Here is a 17,767-nt window from a genome sequence, read left to right on the forward strand (position 1 = left end):
TTAGGTTATTAGCTTTCATTATGGTTATGGTTATGATTATGGTTAGGACTTCACTTTCGGGACAGAAAATGCAACCATGGTTCCCTCACCAGGCACACTTTTGATTCGCAGCCCCTGACCATACAATTGCCTTAAGCGCCGGTCCGTGTTAATCAGACCAATTCCTCTTGGCGGATGAATTTCGGAATGAAGCAGGCTTTTCAGCTTGTCCTCCTCAATGCCAATGCCATTGTCTTCAATAATAAATTCAGTATACTCCGCATGGTTCTGAATCCGGATCGTTAACGTACCTCCACTTACCCGGGCCAATATCCCATGCCTGACGGAATTTTCTACAATAGGCTGGATCGATAGCGGAGGAATCAATACATCGCTATGTTCATGCAGGTCCCAGATCACTTGCAGCCTGTCGCCGAACCGCTCCTTTTCTATATATAAATAAGAGCGGAGCAATTCAAGCTCGTGCTCCAGAGGAACGACCCGCTGCAAATTTTTCACATCAAAGCTTGTACGCAAATAGTTGCCGAAATTTTCAAGCAGCGTGACCATTCTTGCCGTGTCGGAAACACTGAGTGAAGCGACGGAATTCAATGTATTGTACAGGAAATGAGGTTGAATTTGGGCCTGCAGCCAAGCGGCCTCCATCCGCAGGCGCTCCATAATTGACTGCTTTAATTCAATTAACGCACGCACACGCGTTTTTAGCTCCAGACTATCCATCGGCTTGGTCAAGTAATCGTTGGCGCCTGCCATGAATCCGGTATAAATATCTTGAGAGCGGCTTCGCGCGGTCAACAGAACAATCGGCAGCTCGGTAATGGAATATGTTTGACGTATTTTCCGGGTTAGCTCATAGCCCGAAATACGCGGCATCATCACATCCGAAATGACCAGGTCCCATTCCCCCAGATCAAGCAGCGCCAATGCCTCTTCAGCACTGGTAACAGTCGTAATTTCATACGGCTCTGCCGAGAGAACATGCTTTAAAATTTTTAAATTGACTGGATCATCGTCCACAGCCATTATTCTTGGCTTGCTCACAGAAGACCTGTCATGCATATAATCGTCCTCTAATCGCAGCGGCTCGCCTTGTACATCACTCAGCACCGCTGGATCAGCGGCTTCAATAGTGTCCCGGACGGTAAGCGCTGTGCCTCCCCCCTTCAGCTGCGCTTCATCCAACGGTAATGTAAAGCTGAATACAGAGCCTTCTCCAAGTTTGGATTGCACCGTTAATTCTCCTCCATGAAGTTCGACTAATTGTTTACTGATGTTTAACCCAAGACCAAGTCCGCCTCCAATTGCGGTTATGCCATATTCCCCCTGCTCATATGGCAGAAATACTCTTTGCTGTGTGTCTTCATCCATCCCGATTCCGGTATCCCGAACAAATATGACCGCTTGCTTGTCCTTCGACTCTGCCGACAGCAAAATGTAGCCTTCTTCCGTAAATTTAATCGCATTATGCAGCAGATTGAACAGGATTTGAACAAGTCTATTCTCATCCGCAATAATGTGCGGAAAAGAATCCGGAACGTCCAGCACCATGTCCAGCTTTTTTCCATCGCCTAAGTAACGGAGCATGTCAAACACCCCGGCGGACACAGCCTGCAAATTTATGCTTTGCTTGTTCAGCCGGATCTGTCCTTCTTTTAGGAAGGTAATATCCATCAGATCGTTTAATTGATGGGACATCCCTTGGCCGACTTTGATCATCAGTTCCAAATCGCTGCGGTGTCTGTCCTCCAGCTGGTTTTTGCCATTATCGAGCACCGCTTGCGCCATATTAATCATCCCGTGCAGCGGATTTCTTAATTCGTGAGATGTGTTGGTGAGAAAATCATCCTTCAGCTTGTCCGCTTTTTGCAGCTGACCCGCAAGCTTTCTGGCCTGTATCGTAGCTTGGGAAAAACGGATAAACCAAAAAGCCGCAAAACCGAGAAACGAGATGAGCAAGTCGAACGGATAGTAAGGCATGTCCATCCAAAATCGGTTCTTGATAATTCCGCCGATAAATATGTTGTTGGATACCGCCGCTGCCGCCAGCAGGATGAAGATAGCTGGCTTGTGCCCCTCCCGGATTGCATTGAAAGCAAATAAGGGAATTAAAAAAATAACAACCAGCATAATCATTAGGAGCAAGCTGCTGGCTGCACCTACATATTGCTCAGGCAAGCCTATCGTCACTAGCACGCTGGCGATACTGAATATAGTAAGTGCGCGAAGTATTTTTTTGGCTTCATTTCTTCCCAGCAGCGCTCTAGTACATAGCATCAGAAACATCGCAAGACAAATATATATGATAATTTTAAGTTTTACTGTCCATTCCATATTTATAGGCAGCCAGACGAGAAGCAATTTATCGTCATCGGATAAAACCGAGAGGATGGCAAAGAAAATAGTAGCGGCAAAAAACAGCAGCTCTTTACTCCGATGTCCCAATGCAAATAAAATACACGCATACATGCCATGCAGCAGAAGTACAATACATACAATAATTTGCATCAGCTCGGAAAACAAAATTTCCTGCACCATTGCTGACATCGTTCCAAATTGTACAGATTGAATAATACCGCCCATCCTGAAACTTTGATAGTTAGAAACATGGATCATAATTTCGATCACGGGGTCTTCCACATGAAAGCTTGCAAAGTAGGGGATATTTCTCGCTCTATTCTGTTCCTTCGTTTCAGCAGGATAACCGACTTCCCCATATAGTTGACCGTTAATATACAGCCTGGATGCCGATTGGACGTTGGGAAGACGAATCGTATATGATGTGCTAGGATCGCTGATCAGCACCCGAAGACGATATGTTCCGTATTTGTATCCGGTATTAACCGCGCGGTTCCATTTGCCTGGCACCTCAATGAGCTCATGTGGGTCAGTACCAGCATTTATACTCTTCATGCTGCCGGGTCTGATCAGTTGACCCGGATAAAACTCCCACTCCCCATCCAATGTAACAATTTGATTATCGCTGAATCTCCATGTTCGCAGATCCAGCTCGCCCTGATGTGCCCTGGGGTGCTCGGGGACCATCCGGAAAGAAAACCACAACAGCCGTAAACTTATCAATATTAGTAAAAACAAACCTAGGTAGAGCAGAACTCTCCTTCTCGACATCGTTTTTACCCTTGTTGAATTCAGCATCCCTCTAATTCCTTTGTCGCTATATTTATGATGAAACTTAAACTTAAGCCCCACCATAAATGCTATCTCGTACTATCCGTGCTCTCCTGCTTCGCATGAACGATTAACCGGTGAGTAGGGTTAACAAGCGGCTCGCAAGTAATTAATGTGAGGATGCTATCGAGCCCATCGCTCTCCAGCACAGACACGTCCGTAGGCTTGACGACCGTAATGTCATATACTGAATACACGTACTTTTGACCTTGAGAACGTACGATAATCTCATCCCCTACATCCACCTCGTCCAGCCGATTAAACAATTTCCCTGTGGTCCGGGACCGATGAGCAGCGATTGCCGCATTGCCGGTTTGCCCGATTGGGGCCGTCTCCGACATATGTGCTGCCGCATGCTTCAAGTTTTGCTTTGTAGCCCCTTCCAATATCGGCAGCTTTAAATCAATAGCATCAATGATAATCGTACCTATGCCGGTTTCATCATCAATATCCTGCGTATCCGCGCTTTGTGTTTCGTGCTGTTCTGGCTCTTCATCTATTTCTTCCAGTAATCGGGACATTTGAATGAAGCCGGACACTAAGCCCGCCTGGTCCGAATTGAACGGCTGCCCGTGGCCTGCTTCTTTCCTTTCGATCTCCTCCAGCAGCTTCTCCTGTCTGTAGTCGCTATACCATCCGGCTAGTTTAGGGTACAAAGCAATACCTATTCCTAAAACAATAAGTATGTACGATATTTTACGCATAATTATTAACTCCTGTTATGATAGTGATTCTTTGATTTGACAAGTATACACTGTCCTTCTCTACAATTTCTCAACGAATGGGCGTAAAAAAAACTTTCCCGGAATTCACCGGGAAAGTAATGGTTGTAAACCTTATTAAGCTTTGGCTTTTCTAAACCTTAAATAAACGCCAGATGCTATAACTGCCAGTCCTGCAACAAAGTACGGCAGAGGTGAGCTTTCCCCGGTTTTCGGGAGCGTCGCGACGCCTAAGTTGGCTTTGCTTGCAGTCTCCTTGCCTTCAAGAGCCTGGTCTGATGCTTTGCCGCCGCCATCCGCTTTGGATTGCAGGTTATTGCCTTGACCAGGACCTCCTGAATTCGTAGTGTTGCCCCCTTCAGCTGGAATACCGCCGGAGGAGTCTCCATCTTCTCCCGGTGCGTCTGGGCCTGGTTGACTCTCTGAATGATCAGGCTCATTTGGCTCCGTTTCTTCCGGAACGACCGGCGGTGTTACCGGTGGATTGACCGGTGGATTGACCGGCGGTGTCACTGGTGTTACCGGCGGATCGACCGGTGGGTTGACCGGTGGTGTTACCGGTGGTTCAACTGGCGGTGTCACCGGTGGTTCAACAGGTGGTGTTACTGGTGGCTCGACCGGTGGTTCAACCGGAGGAGTCACTGGCGGAGCCGGTGTTTTTTCGTTAGTTATCGTGATCCGCTTTACGTTGCCATTCGCTCTAATAGTGGAATCGATCGTAATAGTTATAACTGTATCAGGAAGGCTGTACCCATCTGGAGCTGTAATTTCCTCCAGCGTGTAGTCATCATACAGCAGATTAGCAAACAGGATTTGTCCGTGGACATCCGTAGTTTCCGTAATAGCTGGTCTTCTGCCTCTTGTATCCTGTAATACAAAAGTAGCGCCTTCCAGTACCTGGGCTGTATCATCCTGATCTACCTTGGTAATCTCCAAGCTGCCTCGGACACCGGAACCCGTTCCCCCGCCGCCGGAGGATCTAACGATAATCTCCTTATTTGAGATCATTTTATCCGTTACAATTCCTGTTCCTTCGAAGTGAACGGTATTGCTGACGGGGTCGCCGTCCTCCGCATCAATGAGCGCATCATATTTCAATATGAAAGCGTCTATGATCGGTTCATTGAACAGCAGTTCAAATTGTCCCGAACCGTCAGGAGCGATGACAAGCGTGTAATCAATCCCTTCCTGTAATGGAGTGAGTCCTGTTACATCCGTACTAACTCCGCCTGCATTAACTTTCGCTTTATACAAGCGGAAGGAATCCTCCACCAGCACCTGATTCGCAGTCGGCTCATCGATGATTTTGGCGTTCTCCACATAGGATTGTCCACGGTTAATATAGATTTCCCATTCAATCTTCCCGCCAACTTGCGTACCGTTTTTGGATACAAACTCACCGCCTTGCGGGATGGTGACATTGTTCCTCCACGTAGCCAAAATATCGTTTCCCTCTTGAAGAACAGCTTCATTCTGAACGGTACCTTGATCAATGATCACATTGTCCTGCAAGGACGTCTTAAATTCGATCCAATAAGGGGTATCGTCATTCATCCTATTGAATTCCAGCTTCAGCTCGTTTCCATTTGCTTCGGAAGGTGGCGTCAGCGTATAATTCGCCGGATCGACCAAAGCGCCTTTGCCAGCTCCATTTTCGCTTCCAGACAATGTCATTTCATACACTTGGAGCGAATTTTCAACATATTTCTGCCCCTGCTTCAGCGTATCGACGATCGTCGCGTTCGTAATAGACCTTTTAATGTAATTGGAGCGCAGCGTCCACGTTATTTCTTTGCTTCTCGCGTCGTACGTCCCTGTTTTAGACCCGTTGTCCCGAGTCAAGGCGTCGGCATTAAAAGAAGCTTCTGATCTAGAGTTTATAGAAGTGCCATCAATTTCTTTGCCTGTAATCACAGCACGGTTCAAGAACAGTGACTTATTGTTATTATCCTTCCATTCCGGATTAAAATAAGTGGAGTAAGTTACCGTGTGCGCCGTACTGATCGGATTTTTAAACTGAATCGTAAAGCCTTTGTATGAATCCGCAGAGGCAAACTCATAATCCCCAGGTTCAGACAGCACTCTGTCGGCATGATCCTTGACCACCAGTGATCCCGATTTGAATTGCTGGCCGCTATTCACAAATTCATCCGAGATCAACACATCCTGCATCACGTAATTATCTTCGTTAATCTTAATGCTCCAGGATGCTTCTTTGGTGTTGTAATTCGTCCCCATATGGCGCTTTTGAATAACTAAATTTCGAAGCGGCTGGGATGCCGTTCTCGAACCGTAAACAGCGGTAGTCACAGTATTATCAATCGTTTCATTCGCATAAACCCGGTCTTTTGCGACCGTGTCATATTTAATTTCGTACCCCGAGCTGACCGGAGCGTTGAACTCCAAATCGAATCCGGCCTTTCCTCCCTGTGCCGGGACAAGCGTCAAAGTATAATCTTGGCCGGCTCCTTCCGTAAGCAGGGTTCCCGTGTTTCGATCATAAACGGCAAGAGTGGCCGTCACAAGTTCCTGACTGTCGTTAAAACGATCCTGTAAAACTCCATTCGGGATATACCGCTCTCTGAAGTTATACTCGATAATCCAGGAAATCGTACGAGTACTCTCGTCATATCCCCCGACTCTTTTACTTAGAACATCGGGACGCTGAATGGTGATAGTATCCTTTGCAGAAGCCGTCTTGCTCCCTGCCAAGTTCGCCGTATTGGTGAAGCTTGTTTCATCCCCATTGCCGATATCCGTCGTATACGTTACTCGGTATGCCGAATCCAGAATGCCGTCAAAATCGATTTTAAAGCCGTTGATAGACTGTGTGTCGAGCGTGTATCCTGTCGTCACCAGGCTTCCAAGCTGGGTGCTTCCGTCGATATTGACCTCCAGCTTATGCACCTGGATCGAGCCTTCGTCAAGCGTAAGACCTTGAGGTGTCAAATCGGTAAGGGAAGCATTCTCAATCTGTTCCAGCGATGTATTTACATCGATAGACCAGTTGATTTGCTGATCACCGGCTTTAGTCCCCTTCTTATCAAGCAGCGAGCCTTTTTCCGGCTTAAAGTTAACTATAGCCACCTGCTGCCCGCCGCGGATATCAAACGGAATCCGTACCTCGGTGTTGCCTGTTATCGTTGTTCTGCTGAAGTTAGTATGGAATATTAGCGTACCTGCTACTTCAGAGAATTGATTGACATCCCCATTGAAGGTGATTACAACATGGCCGTTCGTTGAAGCAACGAATTCACCGATATCCAATCCGTTGTCGACAATGAGCTGGCCCTTAACTTCATTATACAACTCGAACTCCCGCGGAATATCGAACTCGAACGTGCTTCCAGCTGTAAAGCTATGGCCGTTTTCCAGCTCCCATTCATATTCCAGCGTAACGGGGGACCCAAGGGGCACTCGCTCAGCATCAGACTTATACACGGCATCAATCACACTGCCCGCTCGATCTTTAAGATGGACCTGCGTCAAAATACTATTATTCCCCGGATTGTTTGCACTAACTGGAGCAAGCCCTGCACCGACAAGGCTGTGCATAAGAAGCATTACTGCGAGCAAAGCCATAAATACTTTTTTTCTCATACTTCGACTCATTCTCCTATATTTAACTAGTAGATACAGCGACAGCTATTCAACAATTCCCTCCCTTCTTCGTTCTGCAGCGGCATCATTATACTACAGTCCTCTACTAGACAAATTCTCAACAATTTCATTTTCACCCAGTCTGTTTAGGAGTGAACCGCCTCCAGCAGCTTCATATCGCTTTCCTGCTCCTTTTCGTCTAGCGTATAGAAGGAATAAAATTTTTTTCGTTTTGTGGCCATAACAAGCCAAGTGAAAAAATCCTGAACCATATCGTCGACCCAAACATCGCCTCTTTTATACAGCATACGCGGGTAAACAATATGCAGCTTTATGCTCCCCTCCCATGTGAACATAAAAGTGTTCTCCTCCGTATGATGCAGCAGCTGAAATTTAAAGTTATCCTGCAACAAATACGTATCCCCGTCACAAAAAAATAACGGTCCTCTCGATGTCGCTACAATGCCGAGCAATTTACCCTGACAGTTAATGTAATATCCTCGTCTATAATGTGCGTGCTTGTCCCTAACAATTTCAACCTCTGTCATAGTTGAAAAATCCAAACCCATTGAATGGTATATAGAACGGTGCCTAAAGTTTCGAATTAATTTCATAGTACAACCAGTCCCCCATTTGTATTGTCAATAAGGTTTATTGTAAAATAGTACTCTGAACAATTTCTATACAACTCATTGACCTGTGAATACGAAAAAGCCGCCGATGACCCGGCGGCTCTAATAAAATCACAACAAATAGAATGATAATTAAATAGCATTAAGGCTGCACTATATTTACCTTCCATAGGTTATACCATTCTGTAATATAACTGCTCGGCTGTTCATTCAGCTCCTTCACAAAAACATCCGTAAGCTGTTCATATTGACGCTGAACCATGTAGTAATTATGTAACGTATCATATATTTTCATGAGGGCAAAATAGGCTTCTTCCTCCAAGGGATGCTGCTTGCATATAGTATTATAGCTGGTGATTGCCTGATCGAACTTATTTTGCTGTACATATTGTTTGGCGATGGCAAATGCAGCCTCGAGCCAAAGCCCTGTAATGCGCTGGCGTTCGCTTTCGGCCCACCAGTAGTCATGTTCCTGCAAATAATGTCCCGTGTATAATTTCATCATTTCCAGGCATCGGTCAATGTTGTCCGCAGTCAATGGGAGAAGCGATGACAATTTCATTTCCCACTCTTCAACATCCAGCATGACATCCTGAATTTTCAAAATATAGCCTTCCGTCGTATTCGTAATTTGAAATCGCTCTCCGTGCGGCTCTAATGTTTTGCGGATATGGTATACCGCCGTGTAGAGCTGTGAATATACTTTATCCATCTCATACTCAGGCCAAAGCAATTCGATTAACGCGGACTTTCGAACTAATTGCCCCCGATGCTGAAGCAGATATAAAAACAGCTCCTGCGCTTTGGTCGTCCGCCATTGCATAATCGAAAATTCGCCGGGAGAGGTTTCTATCGCAACTTGCTTCAGGACATTCATCCGAATCGTTCGATCTGCTGAATCAGCCTCCCTGGATTCGGTTTTAATTCTGTCCCGGATCCGGTCAATCGTTTTGACCAGCCGGTCGGCAGCAATCGGTTTCACGATATAATCGAGCGCGTTCAGCTCAAAGGCTTTTACCGCATGCTCATTGTAAGCTGTCACGAAAACAACGTGCATATTCGGCTTTCTCTCCAATATTTGTTCCGCCAGTTCAATCCCGTTAATTTCAGGCAGGCTGATATCCAAAAAAACAACATCCACATCCTGCTGCAAAATCTGTTCTCTGCCAAGCAGCGGATTCGTGAATCTGCCGATGACATCAATCCCGTCCTGCTTCAGGAGCTGACGCTCTAAATAATTCAAGGCTAACTTTTCATCATCTACCAAGATTACCTTCATCATAAATGTGCTCCTTCAAAATTATGCTTAAGGCTTCGATTTTCTTGATAATTTGACTGTAAAGGCTGTTCGGTCATCATCACTGTCTGCGGAAATTTCTCCGTAATGGAGATCGACAATGTGCTTCGCAATCGCCAGTCCTATTCCCGAGCCGCCGGTATGCGCAGCGCGAGACTTCTCTACCCGGTAAAACCGGTCAAACAGATGTGGCAGATCCGCTTCGGGAATAGGTTCGCCGTAATTGATTACTTCGGTAACGACTTGATCGCCATCTATATGACCGCGAATATCAATATATTTACCTTCCGTTCCGTAGCGGATCGCATTAGCGATCAAATTCTCATACACTCTTCTCAGCTTGTCCCCATCAGCGATAACAAAAAGCTGCTGCTCTCCAAAGGAAAGCCGGCACTCCATGTTGTTCTCCTGCAGCTGCCAGCCAAAGTGGGCTGTTATTTGGTGAAGCATTTCTACTAAATTTATGCGGCTCTTGTACAGCTTCATCTCCTTATTTTGCAGACGGGTAAATTCAAACAAATCCTGAAGCAATTGCTTCAGGCGAAGTGATTCTTCGTACGCCATCCCGACGTAATATCGAAGCTCGACCTCGTCCTTGTAGCGGTCTTGCTCAACAAGCCCCAAATAACCCGTAATTGAGGTGAGCGGCGTACGCAGATCATGTGAAACATTCGTAATGAGCTCATTCTTTGTCTGCTCGGCTCGTCTTTCTTCCTCTATCGATATTCTTAGCCGGTCCACCATCCGGTTAATGTCGGTAGCCAACTGACCAAGCTGGCCTACATTTTCTACCGGAATTTTATGGGTCGAGCCTTCCTCAATTTTATGTACTTCTTCAATTAATAGGGTTAGATATTTCTGTTCGTGGCGGCGGATACTCCGCCGATAGAAATACAAGGCAAAGAGCAGCAAAATCGGGACGCCTGCAATGTAATAAGCATCTGGATAGCCGATATTCCGGTTCACCCAGCTCAATACATATCCAAGGGTTACCCCAGGGAACAATGCGTAAAATAACTTCGCCAGCAAAACTAAGGCCAGCAATGCGGCGATCGACGTGACAACGGTCCAAAATAACCATGTGAGAAACCTGAGGCTAGCCTTCAATTTTGTAGCCGACCCCCCAAACGGTTCGAATCAGCTTCTCCCCATCCATTTCTTTCTCCAGCTTGTCGCGCAGCCGGCTAATATGAACGGTAACCGAATTGTTGCTCTCAAAATACTTGTCCTTCCATATTAGCTCGAAAATTTCCTCCGACCCAAACACGCGGCCCGGGTGGCTGGCGAGCAGGAACAAAATGCCGAACTCGATTGGCGTCAATTTGACAGGCCGGCCATCCACTGTCGCCGTATGCGTTTCCTTATCTATTTGCAGCGAAGCCAAATGAATAATATGATCCTGCGGCGGCTGCACAGGCTGAGCACTATAAGAGGATCGCCGCAGCAGCGATTTGACGCGGGCGATTAATTCTAGCGGATTAAACGGCTTCACCATATAATCATCCGCCCCGGTCATCAGACCGGTTATTTTATCCATATCTCCATCTTTTGCACTAAGCATCAGAATCGGCGTCGTTCGCGTTTCCCTGATTTTCATGCATACGGTAATGCCATCCATGCCCGGCATCATCACATCCAGTATGACCAGGTCGATCTGATCCCGCTCCACGATGTCCAATGCCTTTAAACCATTCTCTGCCTTGAATACGACGTAACCTTCATTTAGTAAATAAATTTCGATCAGCTTCGCGATCTTCTCATCATCATCAACGATTAAAATTTGTTTGCTCATTCCATAAATCCATCCTTTAGGCGGTGCGGTTAATCACCATATAGTATAACTGCCTCTATCATATCATGGCGCAATCATGCAATTATATAAAAAAGGTTAAGAAAGGATTAAGAAATTGGAAAGTCGCCGGGTTTACAAATTTTCTACTTCCACACTGATGACATGATCGATTTGACGAATGAAATGATATATTTCCGTCGTATATTCCCGCTCCGAGGCGGAAATCACCATATCGACGCGCTGGCGGCCTTCTTCCAAATCTTTAATTTTCAAGCGTCGAATCCGATGACGGTTCTCTTTCGCGCCGGGTCCCTTCTCATCCTTCCGTTCAATAATATGAATTAAATCCGTAACGTTGCCTCTGTCCTCCATTACGATTTTGACTGATACGTCACGCTGATTCAATTTATACGGACCGAGCCATTTAATCATATAAGGCACAAAGTTAACGGCTAGAATAAGCAAAATTACCGCCAGTCCAGCTTCCAGATAAAATCCGGCGCCAATAGAAATCCCTATGCCTGAAGCCGCCCAGATCATTGCCGCGGACGTCAGTCCAGAAATGCCTTCATTACTTCTTCGCAATATAACCCCTGCGCCTAAAAACCCAATGCCGCTTACAATTTGCGCCGCCAGGCGCATCGGGTCCATATTCGGATGGTTCGGTCCGGCAAATTTGGCGAATGCTTGGATGGATACGATGGTGACCAGACAGCTGGCGATACAAATGACCATACTGGTCTTTATACCTAGAGGCTTCTGTTTCAATTGGCGGTCAATACCAATGAACAAGCCGAATAATAGCGCAGTGAACAGCTTTATGATCGTTTCCCAATCCATGAACATCCATGATCCCCCTCCTACGTATAGAGTGAGTATAAGTGTAACTGCTGTAATTATCAAATTCATTTTTTATTGTATTCCAAGCTTTGAACGTTTATATTCAAAAAGAGACTCCCGCCCAGGTTAACAAGCCTGGTTGAGGGAGTCTCTTCATCGTTAACATCCATCTTATAGTGTGCATCTTACACTAGCATCATCACTAAATTTATTCGCTTGCTCTCTATTATTCCAGTAACTTACTTGGAGCTGACAGCTGCCTCTTTAGCCCGGTATTGCTGGGCTGCGAGCACCATGTTTTTCAAGGATTGGACCGTCTCCTCTACGCCGCGTGTCTTCAGGCCGCAGTCCGGATTAATCCAGAACAGCTCCGGATCCAGTACCTTCAATGCACGATCCACCATAGAGGTCATTTCCTCTACCGACGGAACTCGAGGGCTGTGAATATCATAAACGCCAAGGCCAATTCCCAGATCATACGTATGCTCCTCGAAACTATGAACCAGTTCGCCGTGGCTGCGGGAAGTTTCAATCGAGATCACGTCTGCATCAAGGGCACGGATGGAGTCGATAATATCGTGGAATTCACAATAGCACATATGTGTATGAATTTGCGTCGTATCGCGAACGGTCGAGGTCGTAACCCGGAACGCTTTAACGGACCAATTCAAATACTGCTCCCAATCTTCACGCTTCAAAGGCAGCCCTTCGCGAAGCGCAGGCTCATCCACCTGAATCATTTCAATTCCGGCTTGCTCAAGCGCCTCAACTTCTTTACGAAGCGCCAGTGCAATTTGATATGCAACCTGCTCCCGAGACAAATCACTACGGACAAAAGACCAGTTCAGAATCGTAATCGGTCCGGTCAGCATTCCCTTAACCGGTTTGGTAGTCAGTGATTGCGCATATTCGGTCTCTTTTACAGTCATCGGCTGATCGAAATCGACATCTCCATAAATGACGGGCGGTTTTACGCAGCGCGTACCGTACGATTGAACCCAGCCGCCTTTAGTGAAAGCAAACCCCGGCAATTTTTCACCGAAAAATTCAACCATGTCCGTCCGCTCAAATTCACCATGAACGAGTACATCAATGCCAATTTCCTCCTGCAAGGAAATCCATTGCTGGATATGCTCATTAATAAACGTATCATACTGCTCTTGATTCCATTCCCCTTTGCGCCATTTCTGACGAGCTGAACGGACTTCCGCTGTTTGCGGGAAGCTTCCGATCGTCGTCGTCGGCAGGAACGGTAAATGCCATTTTTCCTTCTGCTTCTTACGGCGAATCGCGAACTCGTTGTCTCTTGCAGCTGGTTCTGTCGCGATCTTCTTCACAGCCTCCGATACGTTTGCCCGGTTCCTTGCCGGATCCTTAGCCAAGTTGTCCACGGCGGCTTTGTTCAATTCGAAGGCGGACTTCACGCTGTCGATCCCTTTAGTAAGGGCAGTGCTCAAGGCGACGATCTCATCGAGCTTTTCTTCAGCAAAAGCCAGAGCATCTCGCAGTACAGGAGTCAATGCTTGCTCCTGCTTCGCCGATACAGGGACATGCAGCAAGCTGCAGGATGGCTGCACGACAATATGCGCTTCTGGAGCCAACGAAATGATCTCTTTCAGAAGCTCCTCCTGACGGTACAGATCGGTTCTCCAAATGTTACGCCCGTCGACAATGCCCGCTCCCAATGTTTTGTTAGCCGGAAATCCAAATTTGCGAAGCGCAGCTAAATTAGCTTCGCCGCCATGAACGAAATCCAGTCCAATTCCATCTACTGGCAAGGAAATGACAGCCTCATAGTGGGCAACCGCTTCAAAGTAAGTTTGCAGCAGAATGGAGATTCCCGGAACTTCCCGGCGAATGGCGTCATAAATAGCTTTTACGCGGGCGATATCCTCGCTGGCAATCGATGTGACCAAATAAGGCTCGTCCACTTGAACCCAAGCTACGCCCTCTGCGGCCAGCTCTTTAAGCACTTGTACATATAGAGGCAGCAGCTGCTCAACCCATTGATCCCACTCCGTCGCTTCATTGAACCCTTTCGATAGCTTAAGGAAAGAATACAGGCCGATCAGCACGGGTCTTCCTTCGATTCCCAGTTTCTCTTTCGCTTCCCGGTAAGCGGCCAGCGGACGGTTTACCGTAAGCTGCGGCCGTCTTCCGCCAAGCTCCGGAACAATATAATGGTAGTTCGTATTAAACCACTTCGTCATTTCGCTAGCCGTTGCTTCCTTATTTCCCCGGGCAATGGCATAATAAGTCTCCAGCGGAACTTCACCGCCATTATAAATGAAGCGCTCCGGCACAAGGCCAAACATTACCGCCGTATCTAATACGTGATCATAGTACGTAAATTCGCCCACAGGAATAACTTCAATCCCTTTATCCCGCTGCTGCTGCAAATTATTCAAACGAATTTGCGTTAGCTCATCATGCAGTTGCTGCTCGTTCAGCTTTCCCGCCCAGAACGATTCGATCGCTTTTTTCCATTCCCGTTGTCCACCGATTCTCGGATAACCCAAATTTCCACTTTTTACAGTATAGCTCATTGTATTTAACCTCCCCGATATGTGTTAATGCATTAAAAAAGGCCCCTATAGCTGGATTGGCTAAAGAGGACCCTCGAATAGATATGCGATGGCTCGTATCTTTAACACCTCCCTATCTCCCGTAGGTACTACAGTGCTGGCAGAACAGGCAGGTCTCCTGGCTTCAGAATCATAGCTGGACAGCTGCCTTCCCGATGGACGATCATCAGTGGCATTGTAACTCCCAGCTCCTCTGTTACAGTGGCGGGACCGCGCCGGAATGAACCGGACTTCCCTTTTAAGCTTCAGACGGGTGTGAATGAAGCACCTGTTCCCACAATATTCGATTTGGAATATAAAGTTATGTTACTTCAAGTTGCTAAATAATACAATACAAATCGGATTAGTCAGCGAATAAATATGCATATTAAGCGGCTTAAGCGACGAAGCGGCTCAATAGTTGTCAGCTACCGCTTTATTCAGCATGCCAAGGCAACGATCGAGATCGGTTTTCACTTGTTTTTTATATAATTCGGCTTTCTCATGGCCATCATCGGTAAAATGATAGAGGACAATTTCCTGAAAATCGACGCTCGGATCATTCCCCTTAAGCTGCTTCGTACGGTATAAGACCCCTTCTTGTACCAGCTCATGAAGCGCCCGGTAAATCTCACTCTGCGGAGGAACGTAACCAAACGGCTTAAATTCCTCCTTAAGCTCTTCAAGCATCTGGTAGCCATAGCCTCGGCGCTGCTCCACCATCGAAATTAAATATAGCTTAATATAAGCCCTCTGCGCAATCATAAAAGCCATTCTATTACCTCCTGACGCCGCTCTTTCCTCAAAGTATAGAGCAGTTATGAAATTTTCACAATAAGAGGCTAGTTGCCATTTTTAACGAGGGAGCGGGTGTCAAGGCCGCAGGGAAAGTGAGGGTGTGCACATAGTCGAAAGATACGGCGATAATTGCTTTCTTATTGTGAATTTTTCACATAGTGAAATATTGTAAAAAAAGCTTCGGTCGACGCCATTTCCAGAAAAACAGACCGCCATTCGCGGTCGTTTTTCTTGCGCTTATATAATGGTCCAGCCCCGCTGAAAATTTATAAATTGTATTATTTTAATAAAGAGGCGGTTCTTCTTTTTTAAATGATATACGTCAGATTAATGGTCAGGTTAGCGGTCAACCCAGCCTTGTTCCAAGGCGTATCTCGTCAATTGCACCCGATTTTCCAAATGCAGCTTGTGCAAAATGTTTTTCAGATGGTTTTTCACCGTCTGATCGGATATTTGCAGCTGTTTAGCGATCTCCCGGTTCGTCATTCCTTTGGCGACCCAGTCCAATATTTCCCGTTCCCGGCTCGTCAGCGGATGATCGTCCGAGTTGTTTTTCTTCGATAACGGAAACTCCTGTAAAATCCGGTAGGCCAGTTCGCTGGATAGCGGCGCTTCATCGCTCGCTACCGCGCGCAAATACTGCAGCCAGGTGCCCGGCTCAAGATTTTTAAGCAAATAACCTTGCGCTCCTTGCTTCAACGCCTCGAATAAATGAGCGGCATCATCGGATACCGTAATTAATACGATTTTGACATAAGGATATTTCAGCTTGATCTCCCTCGTCGTTTCCAGCCCGTCCTTGCCGGGCATATGAATATCCATCAGTATCAGATCCGGCATCCATAGTTCCGTTTGGACGAGCGCATCGTCACCATTTTCGGCATAGCCTATAATTTCAAAATTATCATCATCCGATAAAATTTCACCGATCGCCTCACGGGCATGTGGATGATCGTCGACGACAAGAACTCTAACCTTCATAGCCTTTTCCTCCTCTATTGATAGCTAGCGTTATTATCTCCTGGCTTAGAGCTTACGAACAGCACACAGCCCATTTCTTCGTGCACTCGCAAACTATTCGCAGCAAAGCAACGCTTTATCCACTTCCATCGATTGATAAAGAATTAAAATCATCTATTTGATTTGCTTGTAAGACATCATAGCCCCGTTAACTCCTGCCCAATAATTACGGATCGCTTACTTACTCCACCGAATATACGTCATTGCCATAGTCTAGGCAAGCAGGACTCCAGTCCGTTTCCCGCAATTTTAATGCAGGTTCATCCTAGAAGAGAAACGTCTGTCGACGTTATTCCAAGAAGACAGACTGCGATTTACAGTAGTTTTTTTGGCGATATCAGGAAGTTGTATCAAGGAATTTATACTGTATAATAGCTTAAATTAATAGCCAAATCATGACCACCCGTTGGGCGGGTGGTTTGCTCTTGGGGTATACCCCCTGTTGCCAAACTGCGCCTAAAGACGCCAGCCTGACCACAAATCTGTTCAGGCTCAGTTTTATTTGTCACTTACACTTACCAGTTAAACTAGTTTATTTCCTTTTGCTTTTGTTGCTGCTGAACGGATCTTCATACTCTTTTTACACTCAGCCTACCTATGGCTTGATCATGTGCTTCTTGTTCACAAATGTATTTCGCTACAGCGGGTGGCTTGATTTAGGCCCACTGTGCTTACATGATATCCTTCTGCCAAGAATTTTCGATTCCCATATTTCCCGATATTTATACTTTACTGCGCATGCTTCTCAAAGATCATTAAAAGCTAGCTATAGCTCTTATTTGCCATCCAAGACTGTTCCTTTCCCAGAGCTTAGATCCAAAATGTGACTCAGAACGTGAACAATGTGACTCAGAACATGAACGAAATTTTTATAACGAAGCTGATGATCGTTATCTGTGTAAAAATAACCCTTCCCAAAATGTAACGAAGCTGGGCAACGTTATTTCAGTCTTTTCTGCTCCAAACAGAGGATAAACCGCAAATAGAGTGTCTAAGATTCGTTGCTATGAACGTTTTTGTCAAACCCTCTATTTTTTCTGCCTGAGCACGTGGCGCGAGAGCAAAAATGCGAGCGACGGTCGGCACGCTGCTATCCGTGGGTTGGGTACCACATGTTATGCCTTCGTCAAGGAGAGCTTTTGCAAGCTAGAAACGCACGTTCAGTTCTTGGCAAACCTAGTGCAAACGAATCACGCATATTCTCTCCCGAACCTTCGTTTGCTCCCGGGCCTCGTGCTCCGGCGTGAGCTTGTCAAGTGCCTTTCTTGACAAGCGAGTGTTCAGATCCACACTATTCCTTTTCCTCATCGGAGATG

The 17,767-nt window shown here is 46.3% G+C and carries 11 protein-coding genes, 1 pseudogene and 1 riboswitch; all 12 genes and pseudogenes read right to left on the reverse strand.

All coding sequences use genetic code 11. The annotated features are described in order from the left end of the window. Positions 1-42: 42 nt before the first annotated feature. A complete protein-coding gene (locus G358_RS0127790; RefSeq protein WP_026342512.1) occupies positions 43-3,126 on the reverse strand; it encodes a hybrid sensor histidine kinase/response regulator in 3,084 nt (1,027 codons plus the stop codon). 89 nt (positions 3,127-3,215) lie between these two features. Continuing rightward, complete coding sequence (locus tag G358_RS0127795) at positions 3,216-3,890, reverse strand: class D sortase (protein WP_019640544.1); 675 nt, start codon at positions 3,888-3,890, stop codon at positions 3,216-3,218. 135 nt (positions 3,891-4,025) lie between these two features. After that, positions 4,026-7,508, reverse strand: a complete 3,483-nt coding sequence (locus G358_RS31975; protein WP_019640545.1) for an LPXTG cell wall anchor domain-containing protein — start codon at positions 7,506-7,508, stop codon at positions 4,026-4,028. 146 nt (positions 7,509-7,654) lie between these two features. Further along, positions 7,655-8,056, reverse strand: a complete 402-nt coding sequence (locus G358_RS31010; protein WP_019640546.1) for a hypothetical protein — start codon at positions 8,054-8,056, stop codon at positions 7,655-7,657. A gap of 226 nt (positions 8,057-8,282) precedes the next feature. Further along, positions 8,283-9,422 (reverse strand): response regulator, encoded by a 1,140-nt coding sequence (locus tag G358_RS0127810; protein ID WP_019640547.1) that lies wholly within the window; start codon positions 9,420-9,422, stop codon positions 8,283-8,285. Positions 9,423-9,446: 24 nt separating this feature from the next. Beyond that, positions 9,447-10,544 carry a sensor histidine kinase gene (locus G358_RS0127815; protein WP_019640548.1) on the reverse strand — a complete coding sequence of 366 codons (1,098 nt, stop codon included), beginning with the start codon at positions 10,542-10,544 and terminating at the stop codon, positions 9,447-9,449. Next, positions 10,534-11,229, reverse strand: coding sequence for a response regulator transcription factor (locus G358_RS0127820; protein WP_019640549.1), 696 nt, complete (start codon positions 11,227-11,229; stop codon positions 10,534-10,536). The genes G358_RS0127815 and G358_RS0127820 overlap by 11 nt, the downstream gene beginning before the upstream one ends. Before the next feature lie 132 nt (positions 11,230-11,361). Continuing rightward, positions 11,362-12,075: an MgtC/SapB family protein gene (locus G358_RS0127825; RefSeq protein WP_019640550.1), complete on the reverse strand. Its 714-nt coding sequence runs from the start codon at positions 12,073-12,075 to the stop codon at positions 11,362-11,364. A gap of 233 nt (positions 12,076-12,308) precedes the next feature. Further along, positions 12,309-14,615: a 5-methyltetrahydropteroyltriglutamate--homocysteine S-methyltransferase gene (gene metE, locus G358_RS0127830; protein WP_019640551.1), complete on the reverse strand. Its 2,307-nt coding sequence runs from the start codon at positions 14,613-14,615 to the stop codon at positions 12,309-12,311. Between the two features lie 130 nt (positions 14,616-14,745). Next, positions 14,746-14,941: riboswitch (cobalamin riboswitch) on the reverse strand. A gap of 106 nt (positions 14,942-15,047) precedes the next feature. After that, on the reverse strand, positions 15,048-15,407 hold the full coding sequence (locus G358_RS0127840; RefSeq protein ID WP_019640552.1) for a replication termination protein: 360 nt from the start codon (positions 15,405-15,407) through the stop codon (positions 15,048-15,050). A gap of 363 nt (positions 15,408-15,770) precedes the next feature. Continuing rightward, positions 15,771-16,412 (reverse strand): response regulator, encoded by a 642-nt coding sequence (locus G358_RS0127845; protein ID WP_019640553.1) that lies wholly within the window; start codon positions 16,410-16,412, stop codon positions 15,771-15,773. Between the two features lie 571 nt (positions 16,413-16,983). Then, positions 16,984-17,165 (reverse strand): annotated as a pseudogene (locus G358_RS34170) (IS200/IS605 family transposase); the annotation flags it as partial. Positions 17,166-17,767: the final 602 nt, after the last annotated feature.

It is taken from the genome of Paenibacillus fonticola DSM 21315 (genome assembly GCF_000381905.1).
GTDB classification, from domain to species: Bacteria; Bacillota; Bacilli; order Paenibacillales; family Paenibacillaceae; genus Fontibacillus; species Fontibacillus fonticola.